We start from the raw sequence: 21,653 nt of genomic DNA, 5'->3' as shown, positions 1-21,653 counted from the left end.
GAAACGGATTGAACCTGCTAGCTGACTACGTTCGCCAGGAGGCTGTCGCCGACGCTGATCAGGTCGAGATTGGGATCGCCTCCGAGCACGCTCCAACCCTTCGCACGCAAGAAGTAAAGGCTCGCGTCTGCCTCCGAGGTGAACCCGAGACCACCCTGAAGGTGAGCGGCGGTCGTCGTGCCGTGGGTGGCTATCCGCGCGGCGTAGGCAAAGGCCATCGCAACCAGCTCGGGGCGCTCGTCAGGCTCGTGTTCGGCCAGCCAGGCAGCCCGCCAGATGAGGTTACGAGCACCAGACGTGCCCATGGCGATGTCGGCGAGCGGGAACGAGACCCCCTGAAGCGAGCCGATCGGCACGCCCATCGTCTGACGAGTCTTGGCGAAGTCGACCGCAAGTTGCAGTGCGGCGTCGGTCATGCCGACCAGCGCGGCCGCTGTCAGTAATTTCCACTCGGCGACGGCCCGGTCGTGCAACTTCCGAGCGGTGGCGCCTTCGGCCAACACGATTCGGTCGCCAGCGGTGCCGGCATCCCACCAAGCCAAGGGAGTACTGCCCTGGTTGGCAACCTGGGGGCGAGGCTGGCCCGCTCGGTTCAGCACGAGCAGTTCGGGCGAACCGCCGTCATCGGGAGCACGCTCGAAACTGATGACGTCACCGGCAATGGCGGCATCGGGAACGAGTTGGCGCGCGGCAGCGTCAGTCACCTGGTCGAAGGCGAGCGCGACCAGGGTTTGTCCCTCGACCGCAGACTGAAGTATCTCTGTGTCGGCACCCGCGGCGGCCAGCAGACGCGTGCAGACGACGTGCGAGATGAACGGTACGGGGGCGACCGTACGGCCGAGTTCTTCGGTGATCAGGACCAGATCAACCAGCGTTGCATCATCGCCGCCCTGGGCTGCAGGCAAGCTCATCGACGTGACGCCCATGCCGAGCAGCTTCGACCACAGCGCCTGGTCGAAACCCAGCGGTTCAGCGGCACGCACGACAGAACTCGGGCACTCTTTGGCGAAGAACTCGCCGAACGCATCGCGAACCGAATCTTGGTCCTCACTGAGTGAGTAATCCTGTAGCCGCAGCTCAAAGCGATCGGTCACGCTATTCACCAATATCCCTACGGAGGTCGGTTACCGACGATCATCGATATTTCGACGATTACTGAAGTTTGTACAGTCCGGTCTGGCCCCGGTCAAGCTGGCGCGGTGTCGCCTGGGGCTGTTAGCGACAGGTTTCCGGTATGTCACCCCTATACAGCGTCTAAGACCGCGTGTGGGGCAATTCTGCTTGAACTCGGCTCGATCGCTCTCGAGATGCCGACGGGCTTGCCAGAGCTCAGCCGAGCTGCTCGATGAAGTGCTTCAGCTGGCGGACGTTGCGGCATTCAAAGACGCCGTCGCAGTATTTGGCGTACTCCTTCATCACTGAATCGCCGCTGTCCCAAGCGGGTCTCGGTTCAGGGTTCAGCCAGAAGACGTTGCCTGCCTGCTGCGCTATTTCCTTGATCACCGAAGCCCGTGTCGCGTGATAGTTCGTGCGGGCGTCGCCGAGTAGCAGAACTGTCGTTCGATGCTTGAGCGTCGAGCCGAAGCGTTCCCAGAAGGTGTCCAAGGCATTGCCGTAGTCAGATCTACCGTCCAGCCACACCCCGCGGCCTTCGGCATTGATCCGCTTGGTTACCTCCGCGATGTTGTCGGACTGGGCCAGCAACTCGGTGACCTCGTCGATACCGTCGACGAAGACAAAGCTGCGCACCTTGCTGAACTCTGACCGCAGGGCATACGTCAGTTGCAGGGTAAATGCGGCAAATGTCGAGACGGAGCCGGAGATGTCGGCCAGGATGAACAGCTCGGGTTTGGAAGGGCGCGGTTTGCGGAACACCGGTACCAGCGGAATGCCACCGGTTGACATGGACCGGCGCACAGTCTTGCGGAAGTCGAGCGAGCCCTTACGGTGATGCCGTCGTTTCTCGGCCAGCTTCGCCGCCAGTTTTCGCGTCATCGGTGCCAGAATCTCGCGCACCTCTTCCAACTGCTTCGTCGAGGCAGTGAGAAAGTCAACATCTTCTGGCAGCGGCTTGCGTAGCGTCTTGGCGACGGCGTCAGAGCCGCGATCGGCTACCAGCCGGCGCCGGATCGCGGCCTCGATCTCCTGCTGGAATTGCGCCAGCCGACGCTCGTATTCCTCCACCATGAGTCGCCTGCTCAACCCGGTCGCTTCGCCTTCTCGCTGCTCGCGCCCCGACACCAGAGTCGTCAGGATGCGGTCGGGATCAACAGCTCGCATAGTGCGGTACAGGTAATAGGTACCGGCGACCGCCCGTCCCGGCTGAATGCCTGCGTGGCGCGTCACCATGGTGTTGGCGATCATCTTGATGAGCATGGACTGTTCGTTCTCCAGCGCGCCGATCAGTAGCTGCCTGATCGCCGCGTCATCGAGCGAATCCAACGCGCCGCCGCCGCCACCACCGCCAGCACCGCCTGCTCCTTGGGAGCCCAGGCCGTCCTCACCCTCGGCATCGTGGTCCTCGCCTTCGGAACCACCGTCCTGGCCGAGTGAGCCAAGCTCATCTTCGGGACGCCGCAGCGCGAAGTAGATATCAAAAATCGCCTCGTAGGCCGATTCGTGCTCGCTGTCCTTGACGAGCACGGAGCCGAGAGCTGTTTTCACCGACTCGCGATCGTCGAGTGCGACGTAACGCAACGCCTGCACAGCGTCGATGTTCTCGGACACCGAAATCGGAAAGCCGACCTTACGCAGCTCCGCGATGAGCCCTTCGACAACCGTGATCATGTGCGGGCTCCTGAGCTCATTGGACGTGCAGACGCCAGGCCGGCGGCACGAACCGCTATCCTCGGTCCGTGCCCAATCCGCCGGTGTTGCTCATCCATGGTGTTGGTTCTTCTTTCGAGCACAACTGGAAGGCGACCGGCTGGGCCGACCTCCTCGAATCCGAGGGCCGCGAGGTAGTAGCTGTGCACCTGCCCGGGCACGGTCCCGACCCCGCCTTCGAGCCGGGCGACACGGCGCCGCAGCGCATCCTTGCTGCCGCCGGCGATGGCCCGATCGATGCGGTCGGATTCTCCGCCGGGGGACACGCGCTTCTGGTGGCAGCCTCGCAGAACCCGGCCGCGTTCCGACGGATTGCCGTTCTCGGCGTGGGAAACCCGGCACCGGCGATCGACGGCGCGAGTGCTGAAGCCGCTGAGGGCAACGCCACAGAAGGCGGCGGCGGCTCCGACATCCTGGACGGTTTGGAAGCTGACGATGAGCCCACCGCCGACGTTCCGAGGATCATCCGTCGCCTGGTGGCCAGCGCGGGCAACGATCGTTTCGCCGTGGCCGCGTTCCTGCGCTCCGGCTCGACCAGACTCCAGCTCGCCGACGTCGGACAGATCACGATGCCGACCCTGGTGGTTCTGGGTGACCGCGACTTTGCCGGCCCGGCCGATCAGCTCGTCGCGGCGCTGCCGCAGGGTCGGCTTGTCACACTGTCCGGCGTCGATCACTTCGCGACCCCCAGCAATTTTGGCTGCATCGACGCAGTGCTGAAGTTTCTGGACGAATAGGGCCGCAACCTCATGAGGTCTGGTTGCCCAGCTCCCTCACCGCGAGATCGATGTCGGTCTGGTGCTTGAGCAACACCGGCAGGGTCTCGATGAGCAGGTCGTTGTCGATGTGCTCGGCTCCGAGCACCATCAGGGTCCGCGCCCAGTCAAGAGTCTCTGACACCGATGGCTTCTTCTTGATGTCGAGGGTTCGTAGCGAGCGAATCACCTGCGCGAGCTGATTGGCCAGCTCCTCCGAAATACCGGGGACCCGTGCCAGCACGATTTCGCGCTCGCGTTCGATCGTCGGGTAGTCGATGTGCAGGTAGAGGCAACGGCGCTTCAGAGCCTCGGACAGATCGCGGCTGTTGTTCGACGTCAGGAAAACCGGCGGAATCTGGCGCGCGCTGACCGTACCCAACTCGGGAATTGAGACTTGGTAGTCGGACAGGATCTCCAGCAGTAGAGCCTCGGTCTCGATGTCGAGGCGGTCCACCTCGTCGATGAGAAGCACTACCGGGTCTTCGGAGCGAATCGCCTCGAGCAGTGGTCGCGTCAACAGGAAGCGCTCACCGAACAGGTCATGTTCGAAATCCTCGGCGGCAGTCCGGGTCGCGTCGCTACCTTCGGAGTTGCGCATCTGGATATGCAACAGCTGCTTGCGGTAATCCCACTCGTACAGGGCCTTCGCCTCGTCCAAACCTTCGTAGCACTGGAGCCGAATCAGTCGGGATCCCGTGATCGCAGCGACGCTTTTGGCGAGTTCGGTCTTGCCGGTGCCCGCGGGCCCTTCGACGAGAACCGGCTTCTGCAAGCGGGAGCTGAGATGTACGACGCTCGCAATCTTGCGGTCCGGAAGGTAGTTGACCCCGCGCAGGAGCTGCTCGACCTCGTCGGCGGAGGAGAACACAGTGGTCGCCGCCGTCCCGCTATCGGCGGTTGGTTCACTGCCGGTGGCAGACAACACGGCTACATTTGCCTCGACCTGCGTCACGTTTAGCCTTTCCGAGAGCGGGGCTGGATCTCCGCGATGGTTCAGTAATTGACGAACTATCAAATTAGCTAGCTATCGTCGCGAAGGTCAACCTACGTGACGTGTGACTCTCTTGACCGTCCGAGACACAGCGCATACGTTGACTGCCACTGGCAGACTCCTCGAGGCTGCCTGTTTGTGACTGCCGTTTTCCAGCGCCTCGCTGACCGTTTCGCTGTGAGTATGTAGGAACCACAGCTCAACCCAGCGTGCCGACTGGCCAAATCAGGGAATTCGCCCGCCCTGCAGCCCGGTTCGACTACCGCTCCGACGAAAGCTGACTGCTGTGACTGCCTATCGCTATATCAGCTATGAAACGCTCGATGAGGGAACGATCGCGCGCATCTTGCTGAACCGCCCGAGGACCCGCAACGCCCAGAACCGCGGCCTGCTGGTGGAACTGAACGACGCCTTCCTTGCCGCAGAAGCCGACGATCAGGTCAGGGTCGTCATTCTCGGTGGCGTCGGTCCGATCTTCTCCTCCGGGCACGACCTGGGTTCGAAGGAGTCGATCGCTGAGCGCACGCCCGGGCCCGATCAGCACCCCACAATGCAGGGCTACGGCGGTACCCGGCTCGGCGGCGAGTCACGCTGGACGCAGGAATGGCACTTTTTCTTCCAGAACACCATGCGTTGGCGCAATCTGCGCAAGATCACCGTGGCGCAGGTGCAAGGCACGGTCTACGCGGCAGGTCTGATGCTCATGTGGGCCTGCGACCTGATCGTGGCCGCCGATGACGCCAGTTTCGCAGACGTGGTCGGCACTCGGCTGGGCATGTGCGGCGTCGAGTATTTCGCCCACCCGTGGGAGTTCGGCCCGCGCCGGACGAAAGAGATGATGCTCACCGGCGACTCGCTCGATGTCGACGAGGCTTACCGGCTAGGCATGGTCAGCAAGGTGTTCCCACGAGCAGAGCTCGAGGACAAGACGCTGCAGTACGCGCGGCGGCTGGCCAAGACGACGACCAGCGCAGCCTTGATGATCAAGGAATCGGTCAACCAGACGATGGACAACATGGGCTTCTACAACGCGATGAATGCCTGTTTCTCGATCCATCAGATGAACCACTCGCATTGGGCCGAGATCAACGAAGACAAGCGCCCGGCTGGCACACCGGAATTTGGGGTGCCACCCTGGAACGAGGCACCACCCGTGGTGCCGATCAGCAAAACCATCGCTGATCCGCACGCCGAGGGTATCCCGGCCAAGTCCGGCGGCTGACCTCATTGTAGAAATGGTTGGACTAACCCAGCCACGATGACGCTGATCCTGGACGGATTCGGCGTCAGAGGGAGATATACGTAACGTGCTCAGAATTGTCGCACTCATCAAGTACACCCCTGAACTGACGGGGGATCGGCGGTTTGCTGCCGACATGACCATCGATCGGGATGCTGCGCCCGGCCGGATCTCGGAGTTGGACGAGTACACCGCTGAGCAAGCGCTCAAGGTAGCCGAGTCCGGAGGCGAGGCCGAGATCACCTACGTGACGATGGGCCCGGCCGCGGCGACGGACGCGCTGCGCAAGGCGCTGTCGATGGGCGGCGACAAGGCTGTCCATATCCTGGACGACTCCTTGCACGGCTCCGACGCCATCGCCACCTCCCTCGTCCTGGCCAAGGCCATCGAAAAGGTCGGCTTTGATCTCGTCCTCTGCGGGATGGCATCGACGGACGCTGGTATGGGCGTGGTGCCCGCCATGCTTGCCGAGCGGCTGAGCATCCCCCAGGTCAGCTTCGCCGGCAAACTCAGTGTTTCCGGTGACACGGTCACGATCGAACGTGAAACGGATGCCGCGACCGAGACGGTGGAGGGCTCGCTGCCTGCGCTCGTCAGCGTTACCGACCGCACGGGTGAGGCTCGTTATCCGTCATTCAAGGGCATCATGGCTGCCAAGAAGAAGCCAGTCGAAACCTGGAGCTTGTCCGACCTCGGCGTCGATGCGGCAGCCGCTGGTCTCGGTTCGGCGTATTCGAAGGTGCTCTCCGCCACTGCCCGGCCGCCCCGTCAGGGTGGCGAAGCCGTCAAGGATGAGGGCGACGGTGGCGTGAAGCTCGCCGAATTCCTCAGTGCCCAGAGATTCATCTAACCGGAGGCTTGTGTTGTCCAGCGTCATTGTCATTGTCGAAGCGACCGACGGTTCGGTCCCCAAGCCCACCCAAGAACTGCTGACCCTCGCACGCCGGTTCGGCGACCCGGTCGCCGTGGTGTTCGGCGGTAACGGCCAATCCGCCGTAGAAACCCTGAGCAACTTTGGGGCCACGAAGATCTATCTGGTAGACGAACCCGCGATCGACGAGTATCTCGTCGTCCCCAAGGTCGAAGCCATCGCCGAGATCGCAAAAACGCTCAGCGAGGGTGACGGACTGGCCGCTATTCTGGCTACCGCAGGCCCGGACGGGCGTGAGATCGCCGGCCGGCTCGCGGTGAAGCTCGACTCGGGGCTGTTGACCGACGCCGTCGATGTCAAGGTCGGTGAGTCAGGTGAGCTCGTTGCGGTCCAGTCGGTCTTTGCTGCGTCCTATGTCGTCGAGTCGACCGTGACGCGAGGTACCCCGATCGTGGTCGTCAAGCCGAACGCAGTGGCACCCGAGGCGGCACCGGCCACACCCCAGGTGGAGAAGCTCACGCCGAGCTTCTCTGAGTTGGCACGTACTGCCAAGATCACCAACCGCTCCGAGCGCGCTGCCTCAGGCCGACCGGAACTCACCGACGCGGCGATTGTGGTCTCCGGCGGTCGTGGCCTCGGCGCAGCCGAAGGCTTCAAACTCATCGAGACCTTGGCCGACCAGCTCGGCGCGGCAGTAGGCGCGTCTCGGGCAGCCGTCGACGCGGGTTGGTATCCGCACAGCAACCAGGTCGGACAGACCGGCAAGTCGGTTTCGCCTCAGCTCTACGTCGCGGTCGGCATCTCCGGGGCCATCCAGCACCGGGCGGGTATGCAGACTTCCAAGACCATCGTGGCTGTCAACAAAGATGCCGAAGCGCCTATTTTTGAGCTTGCCGATTTCGGCATCATCGGTGACCTGAACAATGTCGTTCCGCAGCTGTCGGAAGAGGTTTCGCGCCGCCGAAGCTAAGGGCTGGACTGAGCCGGTCCCGGCCGGCTCAGTCGGCCGGGGCTCAGTCGGTCGCGGTTCGGTCGGTCGCGGTTCAGTCGCGGATTGCAGAAGGGAACCTGGTGGACTTCGAACTCACCTCTGACCAGCGGCTCTTTCGAGGGACCACCAAGGAATTCCTGGAGAAAGAAGCTCCGCTCACGAAGGTGCGCGAACTTGGTGAGGCCTCGGTCGGATTCGAGCGTGACTGGTGGCAGCAGGGTGCCGAGTTGGGCTGGGTCTCGATGCTCGTGACCAGCGAATCAGGTGGCGACAGCATCTCGGGTAACAGCCTGCAGGACATGGCAATCGTGGCCGAAGAAATGGGCCGACTAGTTTCGCCTGGCCCGCTGGTCGTGACGAACGTGGTCGCTGCGGCGCTGTCCGAAGCGAGCAATGCGGCCGAACACCTGCCCATCATCGAAGAGCTGATGAGCGGCGAGTCCGTTGCCACCTGGGCCATCTACGAACCCGACCATGGCTGGGATCCCACTGCCATCGCCTTGCAGGCGAGTGCTACCGGCGACGGCTTCACGCTGTCCGGTGTCAAGGACCGGGTCGAAAGTGGTGACCAGGCCGACTACTTGTTGGTGACCGCCCGGACCACGGACGGGTTGACACAGTTCATCGTCAGGTCGGACGCGCCAGGCATCACCATCACCCCGATGGAAAGTCTCGACCTCGTGCGCAGGTTCGTCCGGGTGCAGTTCGACAACGTGAGCGTGCCCGCTGCGGGCCTGGTCGGTACCTCGGGCGGCGCAGAAGCAGCGGTCGAACGGCAGCTTCAGATCGCCGTTGTTCTGCAATGCGCCGAGTTGGGTGGCGTGGTCGAGCGCACCCTGGAGTTCACCATCCAATGGGCTTTTGACCGCTATTCATTTGGACGCCCGCTGGCGTCTTATCAGGCGCTCAAGCATCGGTTCGCCGACATGAAGCTGTGGCTCGAAGCGTCCCACGGCATCACTGAGGCCGCGACCAAGGCCGTCCAGGCGCGCACGGAAGACGCGGCGGAGTTGGTCAGCGTCGCCAAGTCCTATGTCGGCCAGCGGGCCACGGACATCATTCAGGACTGCGTGCAGCTGCATGGCGGCCTCGGCGTGACCTGGGAGCACGACATTCATCTTTACCTCCGTCGGGCTTCGGTCGACCGCGTGACCTGGGGGTCGCCGTCAGAACATCGTCGTCGCCTCGCCGACATACTGGCAATCTGAGAGGGCCGCAATGACCGAGCAGGCAGTTTCGCTGGCTGAGCCGACCGAGGATGTCGAGGCATTCCGCCTGCGGGCTCGCGAGTGGATCCGTGCGAACCTGACGCCCGTCAAACAGGCCGGCAGCGGCGAAGAGGGCGAAGACATGATGGGCGGCGGCTTCGACGACGACGTCTGGGTACGCGCGCGCGAACTGCAGAAGCTCTTGTACGGCGGCGGATTCGCTGGACTGTGCTATCCGAAGGAATACGGTGGTCAGGGTCTCACTCCGGCGCACCAGAAGGCGTTCAACCAGGAAACAGAAGGCTATGAGATGCCGATGATCCTGAATACGCCGACTTTCACCATCTGTGGACCGACGATTCTCGATATGGCCAGCGATGAGCAGAAGAAGGAACACCTTTCGGCGGCAATTCGAGGCGAGCGGGTATTCGTCCAGTTCCTGTCCGAGCCGAGCGGAGGCTCGGATCTGGCTGGTGCGATAACTCGAGCCACCCGCGACGGGGACGTGTTCGTCCTCAACGGGTCGAAGATCTGGAGCTCCGGCGCGTACGCCGGCGACTACGCGCTGTGTCTCGTCCGTACCGATTGGGACGCCCCCAAGCACAGCGGCCTGACGATGCTGATTGTCAAGATCCATCAGCCGGGCATCGAGATTCGCCGCATCAAGCAGGTCAACGGAAACCAGGAATTTTGCCAGGAGTTCTTCGACGACGTCGAGGTTCCGGTTGCGAACGTAGTCGGCGAGGTCAATGGTGGTTGGGCCGTCGCCTCGCGGCAGCTTTTCCACGAACGCAACGCCGTTGGCGGCGGTTCACCGTACGAAAGTGGCTTCCGGGGTGCCCAGCGTCGCACCTCGCCAGGCAGCACGCTCATCGACTTCGCCCGCCGGACTGGCCAGGCTCAGGACAGCCGGGTTCGCGAACTGATCGCGGAGTCGCACGTCGTCACAAAGGTCCAGTCGGCTTTGATCGATCGGGTTGCGGCCGGCATGCGCACCGAATCCCTGCCGAACACTGCTGGATCGATCATTCGCCTCTACAGCGGCGAAAGCGCCACCCGGAAGGCCGAGATCGCCTTCGAGGTCACCGGCTCCTTCGGCGTGGTTTCACCTGAAGGCACAGTCGGGGACCGCGAGTCCGGAGAGGGGTTCATCTTCCGCCAGGCCGGTTCGCTCGGTGGTGGTTCTACCGAGATGGCACGAAACATCATCAGCGAACGCGTGCTCGGCATGCCTCGCGAATTCGCAGCCGACCGTGGAGTTGCGTTCAACGAAGTCAAACGTGGACCGAGATAGCTCTTCGCCGCAGGGGTGAACGCGGTAGCTGGGCAGGTTCAGGGGCTGGGCTGGTTCAGGGGCTGGGCTGGTTCAGGGGCTGAGCTGGTTCAGGGGCTGAGTTGGTTCAGGGGCTGAGCAGGCCTGTTCCCCGGGCACCCCGGCCTGCGTAGACATCCTCGAGGGTCATCTCTACCGAGTCGTAGGACCTACGGACCATCAGCTGCACCAGCACCCCGTGTGCCTGTCTGGGATGTACGAAGAGTTGAAACCAATTTTCGTCCGCGCCGAACGGGGCAAAGCCGTCCCGTTCCAGGCGCTGGAAGGCATCCTGGACGTCATCGACCATGAAGGTCACATGGTGTAGCCCGCCGTTCGGGTGGCTTTGAAAGAACTTGTCGAAGAACGTAGATCCCTGCAGCGGTTCAATCAGTTCGACTGGAACTTGCTCGCCGAATTCCAATCGCACCGTGCGCCAACCGGTCACAGCGTCGTCCGCTCCCATCGCGAAACGACCACCCAGGCAGTCCCGCCACAACGGGATCAGATCCCGTATGCGGCGGGTCGCAATCGCGAAATGATCAAAGGTCGCCCCTAATTCAGTAGCGAAATCCGCAGTTTCAGGCAGGGACTGAGTCATCGGTGGGTGCTCCAGGAGGGCGCGTTGGCCACCACGTCTGGTCTGTGGTGGTATCGGATTTGGATCGTATAACGGCATTTGGAACGAAGGCACCCGGCGCAAGGCGCGCAAGATGCGTTATTTCCGAACGTATGGTCAGGTGGAATGCGCAGCTATGCGAAACACGATTCTTGATCGGCCGACTTCGGCTCGTCGACCGTCTTGAGTGCAATCAACCCCAGTGCTAGGTTCGCAGTAATCCTTCGTTAAGTATCGAACGATCCACCATCCAACTGCTGCTCCAATATCTAGGGAACGCATCTTGAAACAGGAACCTAAGAAGACCGGCGATTACGGTATCGGCCAGATGATCCACTCGGTGCACATGACCGACGACGTCCCGGCGTTGAATAAGTTCTACGAAGAGGTCTTCGGAGGGCTGCTCTATCTCGGGGTCGACGAGCCGAACTTCCTTCCGGTTGAAGATCGCTGGGCGGGTCTACTGCAGATATCGGACTTCTGTGTGGAAACGATGGCCCCCAACTTCCCGGTCGATGTTCTCAAGCCGGTCGGCAAGTTCTACAACAAGTTCGGTCAGCATCTGCACTCTGTGGGCTACCGCGTCGATGACCTCAACGGTCTGGGCGATCACATGATCGCTGAGGGCGTCTACATCGGTCGGCCGGGTGGCGGCAAGGTCGAGCGCATGTCCGAGATCGGGACAACCCATACTTTTATCCGAGCCCGCGCGACACCGCCGGGTTGATGGTGGAGCTTTGCGCGACCGATATGCCCGCCGACCCGCGTCTGCTGGACACCTGGAGCTCGCAGCGCAAGATGTGGGAGTTCGGTCACCCGTTGACGATCCGGCGACTGGCTTACGTCACGTTGGGCTGCAAGGACTTGGACGAGGCCACTTCGGTCTACATCAAGCGTATGCAGGCCATTCCCGTTCACGAAGGCATTGACGACGAAGAACGGTGCCGCTTCCAGGTTCTGCAGCTCGGTGATTGCCTGCTCCGACTGGCGCAGCCGCTCGACGATGACTCGCCGCTGGGCAAGCATGTCACCCAGTGGGGTAACTGCATCTACGGCATCACGCTGCGGGTGCGCGACGTGGATTCGGCCGAGGCTTGGCTGCAGAAGAAGAACGTTCGAACCGAGCGACTTCGGCCGGGACTGCTGGCTGCGAATCCCGAAGACTGCTTCGGCGCGCCGTACTTCTTCACCGATGAGTCGGTCCCGGGCGATCCGTTCGAGGTCTGAGCCGATCAGGTTGGTATCCCGATAGGTCGGTATTCCGATAGGTCGTCATGACCACTTGCCGGTGTACCAACCTGTCTGACCTTGGCACGTCCGTTAGGTCGGTCTACCCAGCGGTCGCCCTAGCGACCGAGCGGTAGACCGACCTGCGGACGCAGTGGATCAAGCGAGGAGCATGCCAGTGCTGGACAGCCGGGGTCAGCTCGAGGAGCTGATGAGCATGTTCGTTCGTGTTGATCCCGATTCAGCCGCTGAACACCGCCGATCCGGTGTCGACCCCAACGTCGACACGCGGGCGAGCGCGAAGCACGCGGCCGTAGCCATCACGCTGGTTCGTGACGATGACCAACGCTTGTGCTTCCTACTCACCCGCCGTGCAGCGGGTATGCGCGCGCATCCCGGTCAGTTTGCGCTGCCTGGCGGTCGGATCGACGGTGCCGAGTCGCCCGCCGAGACGGCACTGCGGGAACTGCACGAAGAGCTAGGCGTGTTGCTGGAGGCGTCAGCCGTCCTTGGCTCGCTAGATGATTACGTCACGAGATCGGGCTATCGAATAACGCCCATCGTTGCCTGGGCGGCCGACCAGCCGACCGAACTGCTTCCCAACTCGGACGAAGTCGCCATCGTCTACCGCGTGCCGGTCACTGAACTGGCGAGCGCGCCGAACTTTCTGAGCATTCCCGAATCAAGCGATCCGGTCATCCAGCTCCCGATGCTCGACACGATGGTGCATGCGCCGACTGCTGCAGTGCTGTTCCAATTCGCTGAGTTGGCCCTGCGCCACCGGGTGACCAGGGTTTTGCACCTCGAACAGCCTGTCTTCGCGTGGCGTTGAGGTGCTGAGCCGGTCGGCGATACACCACCGTTACGCTAGCGCAACGAATCCCTGCATCGCGTGAAGAAGGAGGGCGTATGAGACGAGCAGTTGAGCCGGCCGTTCGAGTATCCGAGCCGGCGCCGAGCGTACGGCTCCTGACGCTCAATCAACCGGATCTGAGAAACGCGATGACCGAGGAGATGACGGCTGCCTGGAGCGAGGCAATCGCTACTCTCGCCGTCGATCGTGACGTTCGGGCTTTGGTGATCACCGGTGAAGGGACTTCGTTCTGCTCGGGCGCGGACCTCTCCTGGTTGGACCGCGCACCGGAAGGCGAGCGCACGCCTGATCGGCTGCGGGACAAGATGGCGCCGTTCTACCGCGCGTGGCTGGCGCCTCGGGAACTGCCCTTTCCAGTGATCGCAGCAATCAATGGCCCGACGGTTGGTGCTGGTGTCTGCCTCGCGCTTGCCTGTGATCTGCGTTACGGCAGCCACACCGCAATGTTCAAGACGCCCTTCATATACCTGGGAACGCACGGCGGCATGGGCATCACATCGTTGCTGCCAGAGGTGATCGGCGGCCCGCGGGCGCGGGAGATGCTTTTCACCGGCCGCGATGTCGTTTCCGACCAGGCCCTCGAATGGGGCCTGGTGAGCAGCTTGCATGACGATGTGGTTTCCTACAGCATCGAAACCGCAACCATGATCGCAAGCGCAGCTCCGATACCAACCCGCCTCACCAAGGTGGGATTGGAACAGGCGCGCAACGGCCTGGCTGCCGCACTCAACTGGGAGTCTCTGGCGCAGCCGATAACGATGGCGACCTCTGACCTGCACGAGGGCATCGCGGCCAGCCGTGGGCGGCGCAAGCCCTCGTTCACCGGCGATTGACCCGTCCTGCAGATTCAGGCTGGTAAATACGGGGTAAATACCTTTGGCGGCCCGCTAAACGCGTTGAAGTGTCTGTATAGTTTTTTCCATGTCTCACGCAGAGGGCCCTACGCGGGCGCGGTCGCTGTCGGGCTCACCTGCTAGTCGCGTTAGAGCGGCCGCAGCTCCTCCTGAGGTGGGTCCAACCGAGATCTTCCGGGCCCTCGGCGACCCGGTACGTTGGAGCATCGTCTCGCAAATGGCCGAGGTGGACGAGCTCGCGTGCAGCACTCTCGAAGACACGCTGAACGTCTCCAAGCCGACGATTTCCTACCACACCAAGATCTTGGTGCAAGCGGGTCTCGTTTCGGTCCGCAAGGACGGACGCCACTTCTTCTACACGCTTCGACGTGATGTGCTTCGAGCGCTCAAGGACGACATCTGGGCTCTCGCTCCCGAACCGGTCCCGGTCCGCGATGGCAAGGTGACGTTCAAGCCGGCGTCGTCTCGTCGCCGCAAGCCGCGTGCCGAACTGCTCCACGAGCCGACGGCGGTCGGCTCCGAGCATGATGCCGTCCTGCTGACCTGGTAGGTCCGGCTCTACCCGTCGTTCTCCGCTGTCTGGTTCAGCTCGGCATCAGCGATGCCGCGAGCGCGGCCCCGAGCTCCCAGCACCGGTTGAGATCGTCCTTGCTCGGCGAGTCACGTACGACCACCGCTTCTTGAGCTACCACCCATCCAAGGCCCGTTGTGATCGCCTGGATGCCGCGCAGGCCGCCGGTGGCGTCACTGTTGCTGTGGACGAACGCGGCGTACGGTGCGCCGACCTTGGCGGTGAGACAAGGATAGTAAATCTGGTCGAAGAAGTGCTTCAGCGCTCCGGACATGTATCCGATGTTGATAGGCGTCCCAAGCAGGTAACCGTCCGCGTTGAGCACGTCAATCGCGTTCGCATGCAACGCGGCCACCGACGCGACCTCGACATCGACGATGCCCTCGGCACGCGTGCCGGCAAGTACCGACTCGAGCATCGCCTGAGTCGAGGGTGAGGTCGTGTGGTGCACGACCAGCAACTGTCGCCTGGTAGCTCCCGTCATCGTGAGATACCGTCCCGTGGCCGCGTTCTAATCAGCAGACTTCGCAGCTGCGCGCTCGATTGCGTCGACGATCTGCTGCGGCCCGAGCGGCTGGGAATTGATCTCCACGCCGAGCGGTGCGAGGGCATCCCGAACGGCGTTGATGAGCGCTGCGGGGGAGTTGATCGCACCGCCTTCTCCCATCGGTTTGAAGCCACCGCTGGTCGGCGACGGTGTTATGACGTGGCCGTACTCGATGATCGGAACCTCGGTCGCGGTCGGGAGCAGGTAATCGAGAAACGTCGTGGTGAGCGGATTTCCTTCGTCGTCATAGACGAAGTTCTCGTAGAAGACCCCGCCAATCCCTTGGACGACCCCGCCGGCAATCTGGCCTTCGACGACCATCGGATTGATCATGTTTCCACAGTCTTCGGACACGATGTAACGCAATATCTTCACCGCACCCGAGACCGGATCGACCTCGACCACGGCCGCGTGGGTGGCATTGGAGAACATGAAGTTTGGCGCCCTAATTCGGAAGGCCACCTCCAGGCCGGGCTCGATGTCGGGGGGCAGCATTCCGTGGCCGGCATACGCCATACCCGCGATCTGTTCGAACGAGAGTTTGGCGTCCGGGTTGCCTTTGACCGACACCACGCCGAGCTCGACATCGAGGTCTGCGGGATCAGCTTCGAGCATTTCGGACGCGACTCTCAGTACCTTTTCGCGTAGCAGTAGGGAGGCCTCGCGTGCCGCGCCTCCGAAGACCGCGGCGGTGCGGCTGCCGCCGGTACCGGAGCCGAACGGAGAGGTTGCGGTATCGCCCTGCACGAGCTTGACATCGTTGTAGTCGACTCCGAGGTTGTCGGCGATGACCTGGGCGATGGTTGTCTCGACGCTCTGGCCGTGACTGCCGCTCCCGGTAGAGGCCAGTACCTTTCCGCCGAAATTGATCCTGATATTGACTTGTTCGGCGCCGAGGATGCCGAAGCCCGGCGAGCCTTCGATGTAGATGCTGAAGCCGACACCGAGGTATCGACCGTTCTCACGAGCCTCGGCCTGCTCACGTCGAAAGGCCTCGTAGTCGATCATCTCGACCGCTTGTTCGAGGGTCTCGTGGGGAGTGACCGTCTCATAAACCATGCCGGTCGCCGTCGTGTACGGGAGTTGACCAGACTTGATGACGTTGATCCGCCGAAACTCCACCGGATCCATGCCGATGGAAGCCGCTACCACGTCGACCATCTGTTCGCGAGCAACGGACTCGAGCATCCAAGGCCCGCGGTATGCGCAGCGACCACAGGTGTTGGTGAACACTGCCTGCCAGCTGGAGAAGTAGGGCCCGAAGTCGTAAGGCCCGGGGATCAACGCGCTGGCAAATCCTGCGTTGGCGCCGACGCTCGGCAAGGGGAATGCCCCGACGTCTTCGAGGTGATGTGCCTTGAGGCCCAGGATCCTTCCGGCCTCGTCCGTCGCCATCGTCAAGGTCATTGCTTCGAGGCGGGCGTGGCCGCCGGCCATCAGGTTCTCGTTGCGGTCTTCGATCCACCGTACGGGCTTACCCAGCTTGTAGGTCGCGACGATAACGGCGAGTTCTTCTGGGGTCGGGTACATCTTCTGTCCGAAACCCCCGCCGACGTCATGGGCGACGGCGTGCACGTTTGTCTCGTTGATACCGAGCATTCGCGAGGTCGCACTGCGCAGTTCATGCACGCTCTGGGTCGCCCCGACGATCTCCATCGTCTCCTTGTGTGCTTCCCAGTGAGCGACGATGCCACGGCTCTCCATTGGTACGCAGACGTAGCGATGCTGGCTGAAGGTCTCGGTGACCACATGCGCCGCCGTCGCGAAGATCTCTTCGAGCGCCGGATTCTCTGTCGGCATCGTGGCCGGATCTGGCGACATCGACGCGATGTTGCTGCCCCATTCGGGGTGCACGAGGTTTTGCCCGTCGGCCGCAACCCCGGCGTATCCCTTGGTCTCGGTGAGGATCGGCTCTTCGATGTCGATGTCCAGATCGATGAGCTCTACGCCGTCCTCAGCCAGATAGCGCGATGTCGCGAGCACCATGGCGATGGCCTCACCTACGTAGCGCACATCCTCGCTGGCGAGCAGGCGGCGTGGCGGCTGAGGTGCGTCCGGGCCGATCATCGTCTGCCACCAGGACAAAACCTCGCCGTTGAGATCCGCGCCGGTCAGCACTGTGTGGACACCCGGCAGTTGAAGGGCCTGCGAGACATCGAGGTTCGTGATACGCCCACGAGCGACGGGGCTCCGCAGGAATGCGACGTGCAACATGTTGGGCCACGCGACGTCTTCTACGTAACTGCCGTTGCCGGTGATCAGGCGAAGATCCTCGCGCCGCTTGACAGACTGTCCGACGAACCGCCCCGCTGCCTCACTCACGTGGTGACCTCGGCGAGCGCCACGGCTGCCGGATCTTCGGTGGCCTCCTGGCTGCGTAATTCTGAGGCCAGCTGGACTGCCTTGATGATGCCCTGGTAGCCCGTGCACCGGCACAGATTGCCAGATATCCCTTCGCGGATCTCATCGTCTGACGGCGTCGGGTTTTGGTCGAGGAAGGCCTCGACGCTGACGATGAAGCCGGGTGTGCAGAACCCGCACTGCAGTCCGTGACACTCGCGAAACGCAGTCTGAACCGCGCTGAGTTCGCCGTCGTCGGAAGCAATTCCCTCGATCGTGGTGACTTCGCAATCGCGCGCCTGCACAGCGAACATCAGGCAGGACCGCACAGCCGCGCCATCGACCATGACGGTGCACGCCCCGCAAACACCGTGCTCGCACCCCAGGTGTGTACCGGTGAGATGAAAGTCCTCGCGCAGCATGTCCGCGAGCGTCTTGCGGCCTTCGACGAGGGCCCGTTGCGGGACGCCGTTGACGGTCAAACTCACTACGTGTTCGGTCATGACTGCGGCTCCAAACAGTTCACCAAGGTTTGCCGGACAAGGTCTGCACCGACGCGTAATCGGAAGGCGCTGCTGGCGTGGATGTCGCTGGGTGGTTCGAGGTCCTCAACTGCCTGCCTGCCTATCTCGGCAAGGTCGAGTTCGCTCACACGCCGGCCGATCAGCGACGTCTCGAGTTCGCGCGGCCTGGTCGGTACCGATCCCATCCCAAAGAATGCGATCGCAACCTTCTCGATCACCGCAATGTCGGGGTCGCCGGCGCTGAGTTGAACGCCGGTTGCGACGCCGGCGGTCGCGAAATCCCCGGCACGACGGGCAAATTCGCGGATAGACCACCGGCTGTCATCGCCCCAGACCGGAAAATTCACCGACTCAAGCAGCTCGTCTTCTTCGAGGGAGTTCATCATCGGGCCGAAGAAGAAGTCCGCCGCCGGTACCGTTCTCGTTCCTCCGGGACCCGTGATGTTCATCGAAGCATCCAGCGCGAGCGCTACGGCCGGATATTCGGCCGCCGGGTCAGCGTGCGCGATCGAGCCACCGAGCGTCCCGCGGTTGCGGATCTGAAAGTGGCCGATGAGCTTGGTCGCTTCGTGAAGCAGGGGCACGGCTCGGGCGATTGTTGGGTCCGAACCCACCCGGGCTTCTCTAGTCATCGCGCCGATGACCACGTTGTCCGCGGTACCTCCGTCCGTCCCCGCTGCGACTTCAATGAAGTCAAGTCCGGCTGTTCGGTTCAGGTCGATGAGATAGTCGAAGCGAGACAGCCGCATGGCCATCACCGGTACTAGGCTCTGGCCACCGGCGAGCAGCTTGGCGTCGAATCCATATTCGCTGAGAGCGGCGACAGCTTCGGCAACGCTCTCAGGCGCGAGGTACTCAAACGGTGCTGGTTTCACATTCACTCCAAGTCAATCGCGCGGTGGGCCGCATCCGAGCACGGCACGCGGACGCGAGCCTAACCCGAGGGAGCTGAACACGAGCGTGCCGAACAGACCGAGCGAGGTCGATCGTGGTCCGGCTCGTTCGACTTTAGCTACTTTGGAGTAACAGGCATAGACCCATGATTCGGCTCGGTTCAGGTCAACCTAGTTCGGCGAGTCGAGGTTCGTCTCGCGCAGTGCGGGTTCGTGCGTTACTCCGAATCAGCACCGGTGAGGGTGCCGCCAGCGATCACCCCGAGTTCGGCGTGCGGCATCGCCTGCGCGGATCGGGCACGCTCCTCGGCCTGCGCACTCATCCGGGGAATCATGATCGCTGCCAGCACGGCGCCGCCGGTCAGCACGGCGAGCAACATGAAGCCGTGAGTGTAACCAGATTCTGTGGGTAGTCCACTCGCGGTCAAATGCGCGGTAATCAGGCTGGAGATGACCGCCGATCCGATAGCGCCACCGATGGTTCGGATGTTGGCGTTCATGCCACTCGCAACACCGGTCTGCTCCATCGGGACGGCGCCGACGATCAGGGCGGACATACCCGAGAACGCCGCCCCGAACCCCGCACCCAAGAGTGTCAGTGCAACAACGACCTGCCACGCATGCGCGTGCGCCAGCGTGAGCATGACGAAAGCGGCCACTGCGACGAGCAGGGCTGTAATCAGGACTCGTCGGGCCCCGAAAGTGCGAGTAAGCCAGCCGGCGGCGATACCGAAAATGAAGCCGGTTATAGCCTGCGGCAGCAGTAGCAATCCGCATTCGGTGACGCTCGCGCCGAATCCGTAGCCCTCGCTGCTCGAGGTCTGAATGAATTCAGGCGTGAACGCAAACGCGGCGTACATACCCGCGCCCATTAGCAATGCAACGACGTTCACGGTCCAGACCGTCGGAATCCGCATCATCTTCATATCGATGAGAGGGTAGGTGGATCGCATCTCTGTCCAGACCCAGAGGACGAACAGGATCGCAGCAATCGGGAGCAGGATCAGCACGCGGGCCGACAGCCAACCCCAGGTCGGCGCTTCGCTGACCGCGATCAACAAGGCAACTAGCCAGCCCGCCATCAGGAGAACGGCCACCGGTCTTATCCGTCCGGGAGCCCGGTTCGGAGACTCGGGGACCACGAAGTACGCGGCAAGGGCGGCCGCTGTCACCATGATCCCCGGTATCCAGAACAGCCAGTGGTAGTTCAGGACCGAGACAATCGGGCCGGCAACCGCGATGCCCACGCCCGAGCCGACGGAGGCCAGCGCGGCGAGCGTGCCGATGGCACCGGAAACGCGATCTTCCGGAAATTCGTCCCGCACGATTCCGAAGCTCAGCGGCAGGGTTCCACCGCCGATGCCTTGGATGATCCGTGCGATCAGCATTACCCAGATCGATGTCGCGAGCGCGGCCAACACGGAGCCGATGGCCAAGGTGATGAGGGTGAAGACGAGCATTTTCCGCTTGCCGATCATGTCTCCGACCCGGCCCACGATGGGTGTGAAGATCGAGGCCGACAGGAGATAACCGGTAAGTACCCAGGTCACGGCATTCTGGGTCGTGTGCAGCCCATTTTGGACGGTTGTCAGTACCGGGATGATCAGCGACTGCAACAGTGCGAACGCCGCAACGCCCGCACAAAGGACGACGAAGGTCAGCCGGTAGTCCGTGCGTGTCTCGGCGCCGGGCGACCCGGCGGTCCGGAGGGGCCCGGACATCATCGACACATCAATCCGGCACGTGACACCTACGGAACTTAACTCACGCGCTGGCCCGCTGGCGATGCGTTCACCGCTTTTGTGCTCAACTGGCAGCGTGTGAGCTTCGGCACCAGGCGCCGATGAGATCACAGCGCGCTGACGGCACCATTTCGTGTCGCATACTCTTTGAGCAAAGCCCTTTTATATAGGAGATTCGCTCGTGCGCTCTGTTACCGCCTATGCCGCCCCCTCCAGCAAAGCTCCCTTCGAGAAGTCAATTATCGAGCGGCGGGACGTTGGCCCGCACGACATCCTGATCGCTATCGAATACGCCGGCATTTGCCATTCCGACATTCACACTGCTCGGGAGGAGTGGGGAACGGCCATGTTCCCGCTGGTGGCCGGGCATGAGATCGCCGGCGTCGTCGAGGCTGTGGGCTCGCAGGTCACCAAACATGCGGTTGGTGACCGAGTCGGCGTGGGCTGCATGGTCGACTCCTGCCGCGAGTGCGAGCACTGCCTGAACGGCGAGGAGCAGTTCTGCCTGCAGGGCAGCGTCGGCACCTACAACGCCATGGGCCGCGACGGCCGCCCGACCGCTGGTGGTTACAGCACCCACATCGTGGTGGCCGAGCACTTTGTCGTCTCGATTCCCGCATCCCTTCCGCTGGACGTAGCGGCGCCGCTGCTGTGCGCCGGCATCACCGTGTACTCGCCTCTGAAGTACTGGGGTGCTGGCCCCGGCAAGCGGGTCGCGGTGGTAGGTCTCGGCGGGCTCGGCCATATGGGCGTCAAGATCGCGCACGCTCTCGGTGCAGAGGTGACCGTGCTGAGCCAAACCTTGAACAAAGAGGCCGATGGCAGAAAATTCGGGGCGGATGCCTTTCACGCCACCAGTGACCGCGCCACGTTCAAGGAGCTTGCCGGCTATTTCGACTTGATCCTCAACACTGTTTCGAGCTCCTTCAACGTCGACAAGTATCTCTCCCTGCTCCGGTTGGACGGTGCACTCGTCAACGTAGGTGCACCCGAGGATCCGGTGTCGCTGAGCGTTTTCTCATTGCTGCAGAATCGGCGTCGGTTTGCCGGCTCGGCCATCGGTGGCATTCGCGAGACGCAAGAAATGCTCGACTTCTGCGCCGAGCACGGTCTCGGCGCAGAAGTCGAGGTAATTTCCGGCGAACAGATCAATGATGCCTATGACCGGGTCGTTGCCAGCGACGTGCGCTACCGGTTCGTCATTGACACCAAGACATTCGATGCCCAAACGGTCGACACCAATTGATCGAGACAAAGTTCCGGGA

The 21,653-nt window shown here is 62.6% G+C and carries 21 protein-coding genes; 12 read left to right on the top strand and 9 right to left on the bottom strand.

The features are described from left to right. Window positions 1-17 precede the first annotated feature (17 nt). Both ACSMXN_RS14735 and ACSMXN_RS14730 read right to left on the bottom strand, forming a co-directional pair. Window positions 18-1,094 (bottom strand): acyl-CoA dehydrogenase family protein, encoded by a 1,077-nt coding sequence (locus ACSMXN_RS14735; RefSeq protein WP_035943171.1) that lies wholly within the window; start codon window positions 1,092-1,094, stop codon window positions 18-20. A 235-nt stretch (window positions 1,095-1,329) separates the two neighbouring features. Further along, entirely contained in the window at window positions 1,330-2,787 is a 1,458-nt protein-coding gene (locus ACSMXN_RS14730) for a VWA domain-containing protein (RefSeq protein WP_022912230.1), read from the bottom strand. Between the two features lie 68 nt (window positions 2,788-2,855). On the opposite strand from ACSMXN_RS14730, the gene ACSMXN_RS14725 reads away from it, so the two are divergent. Then, window positions 2,856-3,563 (top strand): alpha/beta fold hydrolase, encoded by a 708-nt coding sequence (locus ACSMXN_RS14725; RefSeq protein ID WP_022912229.1) that lies wholly within the window; start codon window positions 2,856-2,858, stop codon window positions 3,561-3,563. Between the two features lie 10 nt (window positions 3,564-3,573). On the opposite strand, the gene ACSMXN_RS14720 is transcribed toward ACSMXN_RS14725, so the two are convergent. After that, on the bottom strand, window positions 3,574-4,452 hold the full coding sequence (locus ACSMXN_RS14720; protein WP_027139168.1) for an AAA family ATPase: 879 nt from the start codon (window positions 4,450-4,452) through the stop codon (window positions 3,574-3,576). 409 nt (window positions 4,453-4,861) lie between these two features. Here ACSMXN_RS14720 and ACSMXN_RS14715 point away from each other — a divergent pair, with 409 nt between their 5' ends. The 5 genes from ACSMXN_RS14715 (at window position 4,862) to ACSMXN_RS14695 (ending at window position 10,179) form a co-directional block, all read left to right on the top strand. Next, the gene (locus ACSMXN_RS14715; protein WP_022912227.1) at window positions 4,862-5,797 is read left to right on the top strand and encodes an enoyl-CoA hydratase; all 936 of its coding nucleotides are present in this window, start codon (window positions 4,862-4,864) and stop codon (window positions 5,795-5,797) included. 106 nt (window positions 5,798-5,903) lie between these two features. Beyond that, complete coding sequence (locus ACSMXN_RS14710; protein ID WP_027139167.1) at window positions 5,904-6,665, top strand: electron transfer flavoprotein subunit beta/FixA family protein; 762 nt, start codon at window positions 5,904-5,906, stop codon at window positions 6,663-6,665. A 13-nt stretch (window positions 6,666-6,678) separates the two neighbouring features. After that, window positions 6,679-7,656, top strand: coding sequence for an electron transfer flavoprotein subunit alpha/FixB family protein (locus ACSMXN_RS14705; RefSeq protein WP_027139166.1), 978 nt, complete (start codon window positions 6,679-6,681; stop codon window positions 7,654-7,656). A gap of 101 nt (window positions 7,657-7,757) precedes the next feature. Continuing rightward, window positions 7,758-8,885, top strand: coding sequence for an acyl-CoA dehydrogenase family protein (locus ACSMXN_RS14700; protein WP_022912224.1), 1,128 nt, complete (start codon window positions 7,758-7,760; stop codon window positions 8,883-8,885). Between the two features lie 10 nt (window positions 8,886-8,895). Continuing rightward, the gene (locus ACSMXN_RS14695; RefSeq protein ID WP_022912223.1) at window positions 8,896-10,179 is read left to right on the top strand and encodes an acyl-CoA dehydrogenase family protein; all 1,284 of its coding nucleotides are present in this window, start codon (window positions 8,896-8,898) and stop codon (window positions 10,177-10,179) included. A 106-nt stretch (window positions 10,180-10,285) separates the two neighbouring features. On the opposite strand, the gene ACSMXN_RS14690 is transcribed toward ACSMXN_RS14695, so the two are convergent. Further along, complete coding sequence (locus ACSMXN_RS14690; protein ID WP_022912222.1) at window positions 10,286-10,798, bottom strand: VOC family protein; 513 nt, start codon at window positions 10,796-10,798, stop codon at window positions 10,286-10,288. Between the two features lie 301 nt (window positions 10,799-11,099). Here ACSMXN_RS14690 and ACSMXN_RS14685 point away from each other — a divergent pair, with 301 nt between their 5' ends. From ACSMXN_RS14685 to ACSMXN_RS14665, 5 genes are all read left to right on the top strand, one after another. Next, the gene (locus ACSMXN_RS14685) at window positions 11,100-11,543 is read left to right on the top strand and encodes a hypothetical protein (RefSeq protein WP_455407595.1); all 444 of its coding nucleotides are present in this window, start codon (window positions 11,100-11,102) and stop codon (window positions 11,541-11,543) included. Continuing rightward, window positions 11,543-12,043 carry a hypothetical protein gene (locus tag ACSMXN_RS14680; protein WP_455407594.1) on the top strand — a complete coding sequence of 167 codons (501 nt, stop codon included), beginning with the start codon at window positions 11,543-11,545 and terminating at the stop codon, window positions 12,041-12,043. The genes ACSMXN_RS14685 and ACSMXN_RS14680 overlap by 1 nt, the downstream gene beginning before the upstream one ends. Window positions 12,044-12,260: 217 nt before the next feature. Continuing rightward, complete coding sequence (locus ACSMXN_RS14675) at window positions 12,261-12,875, top strand: NUDIX hydrolase (protein WP_027139165.1); 615 nt, start codon at window positions 12,261-12,263, stop codon at window positions 12,873-12,875. Window positions 12,876-12,952: 77 nt separating this feature from the next. Beyond that, complete coding sequence (locus tag ACSMXN_RS14670; RefSeq protein WP_022912219.1) at window positions 12,953-13,750, top strand: enoyl-CoA hydratase/isomerase family protein; 798 nt, start codon at window positions 12,953-12,955, stop codon at window positions 13,748-13,750. A gap of 88 nt (window positions 13,751-13,838) precedes the next feature. After that, complete coding sequence (locus ACSMXN_RS14665; protein WP_081648950.1) at window positions 13,839-14,321, top strand: metalloregulator ArsR/SmtB family transcription factor; 483 nt, start codon at window positions 13,839-13,841, stop codon at window positions 14,319-14,321. A 34-nt stretch (window positions 14,322-14,355) separates the two neighbouring features. On the opposite strand, the gene ACSMXN_RS14660 is transcribed toward ACSMXN_RS14665, so the two are convergent. The 5 genes from ACSMXN_RS14660 to ACSMXN_RS14640 all read right to left on the bottom strand — a co-directional run bounded on the left by ACSMXN_RS14660 (window position 14,356) and on the right by ACSMXN_RS14640 (window position 20,367). Beyond that, entirely contained in the window at window positions 14,356-14,826 is a 471-nt protein-coding gene (locus ACSMXN_RS14660; RefSeq protein ID WP_022912217.1) for an NAD(P)H-dependent oxidoreductase, read from the bottom strand. A gap of 27 nt (window positions 14,827-14,853) precedes the next feature. After that, window positions 14,854-17,211, bottom strand: coding sequence for a xanthine dehydrogenase family protein molybdopterin-binding subunit (locus ACSMXN_RS14655; RefSeq protein ID WP_022912216.1), 2,358 nt, complete (start codon window positions 17,209-17,211; stop codon window positions 14,854-14,856). Next, window positions 17,208-17,732 (bottom strand): (2Fe-2S)-binding protein, encoded by a 525-nt coding sequence (locus ACSMXN_RS14650; protein ID WP_022912215.1) that lies wholly within the window; start codon window positions 17,730-17,732, stop codon window positions 17,208-17,210. The genes ACSMXN_RS14655 and ACSMXN_RS14650 overlap by 4 nt, the downstream gene beginning before the upstream one ends. Further along, on the bottom strand, window positions 17,729-18,628 hold the full coding sequence (locus tag ACSMXN_RS14645) for an FAD binding domain-containing protein (RefSeq protein WP_027139163.1): 900 nt from the start codon (window positions 18,626-18,628) through the stop codon (window positions 17,729-17,731). The genes ACSMXN_RS14650 and ACSMXN_RS14645 overlap by 4 nt, the downstream gene beginning before the upstream one ends. A 236-nt stretch (window positions 18,629-18,864) precedes the next feature. After that, the gene (locus tag ACSMXN_RS14640; RefSeq protein WP_051148791.1) at window positions 18,865-20,367 is read right to left on the bottom strand and encodes an MFS transporter; all 1,503 of its coding nucleotides are present in this window, start codon (window positions 20,365-20,367) and stop codon (window positions 18,865-18,867) included. 202 nt (window positions 20,368-20,569) lie between these two features. On the opposite strand from ACSMXN_RS14640, the gene ACSMXN_RS14635 reads away from it, so the two are divergent. Next, a complete protein-coding gene (locus ACSMXN_RS14635; RefSeq protein WP_022912212.1) occupies window positions 20,570-21,634 on the top strand; it encodes an NAD(P)-dependent alcohol dehydrogenase in 1,065 nt (354 codons plus the stop codon). Window positions 21,635-21,653: the final 19 nt, after the last annotated feature.

This window comes from Parajatrophihabitans canadensis, assembly GCF_053764775.1.
The sequence above is the reverse complement of the archived record's forward strand: the minus strand, read 5'-3'. Positions and strand labels throughout refer to the sequence as shown.

What these genes read in the sequence shown, in the direction of transcription:
- ACSMXN_RS14730 (WP_022912230.1), bottom strand. Translation starts at nt 2,787, where the DNA reads ATGATCACGGTTGTCGAAGGGCTCATCGCGGAGCTGCGTAAGGTCGGC.
- ACSMXN_RS14695 (WP_022912223.1), top strand. Translation starts at nt 8,896, where the DNA reads ATGACCGAGCAGGCAGTTTCGCTGGCTGAGCCGACCGAGGATGTCGAG.
- ACSMXN_RS14690 (WP_022912222.1), bottom strand. Translation starts at nt 10,798, where the DNA reads ATGACTCAGTCCCTGCCTGAAACTGCGGATTTCGCTACTGAATTAGGG.
- ACSMXN_RS14680 (WP_455407594.1), top strand. Translation starts at nt 11,543, where the DNA reads ATGGTGGAGCTTTGCGCGACCGATATGCCCGCCGACCCGCGTCTGCTG.
- ACSMXN_RS14675 (WP_027139165.1), top strand. Translation starts at nt 12,261, where the DNA reads ATGTTCGTTCGTGTTGATCCCGATTCAGCCGCTGAACACCGCCGATCC.
- ACSMXN_RS14670 (WP_022912219.1), top strand. Translation starts at nt 12,953, where the DNA reads ATGAGACGAGCAGTTGAGCCGGCCGTTCGAGTATCCGAGCCGGCGCCG.
- ACSMXN_RS14665 (WP_081648950.1), top strand. Translation starts at nt 13,839, where the DNA reads ATGTCTCACGCAGAGGGCCCTACGCGGGCGCGGTCGCTGTCGGGCTCA.
- ACSMXN_RS14660 (WP_022912217.1), bottom strand. Translation starts at nt 14,826, where the DNA reads ATGACGGGAGCTACCAGGCGACAGTTGCTGGTCGTGCACCACACGACC.
- ACSMXN_RS14650 (WP_022912215.1), bottom strand. Translation starts at nt 17,732, where the DNA reads ATGACCGAACACGTAGTGAGTTTGACCGTCAACGGCGTCCCGCAACGG.
- ACSMXN_RS14640 (WP_051148791.1), bottom strand. Translation starts at nt 20,367, where the DNA reads ATGTCCGGGCCCCTCCGGACCGCCGGGTCGCCCGGCGCCGAGACACGC.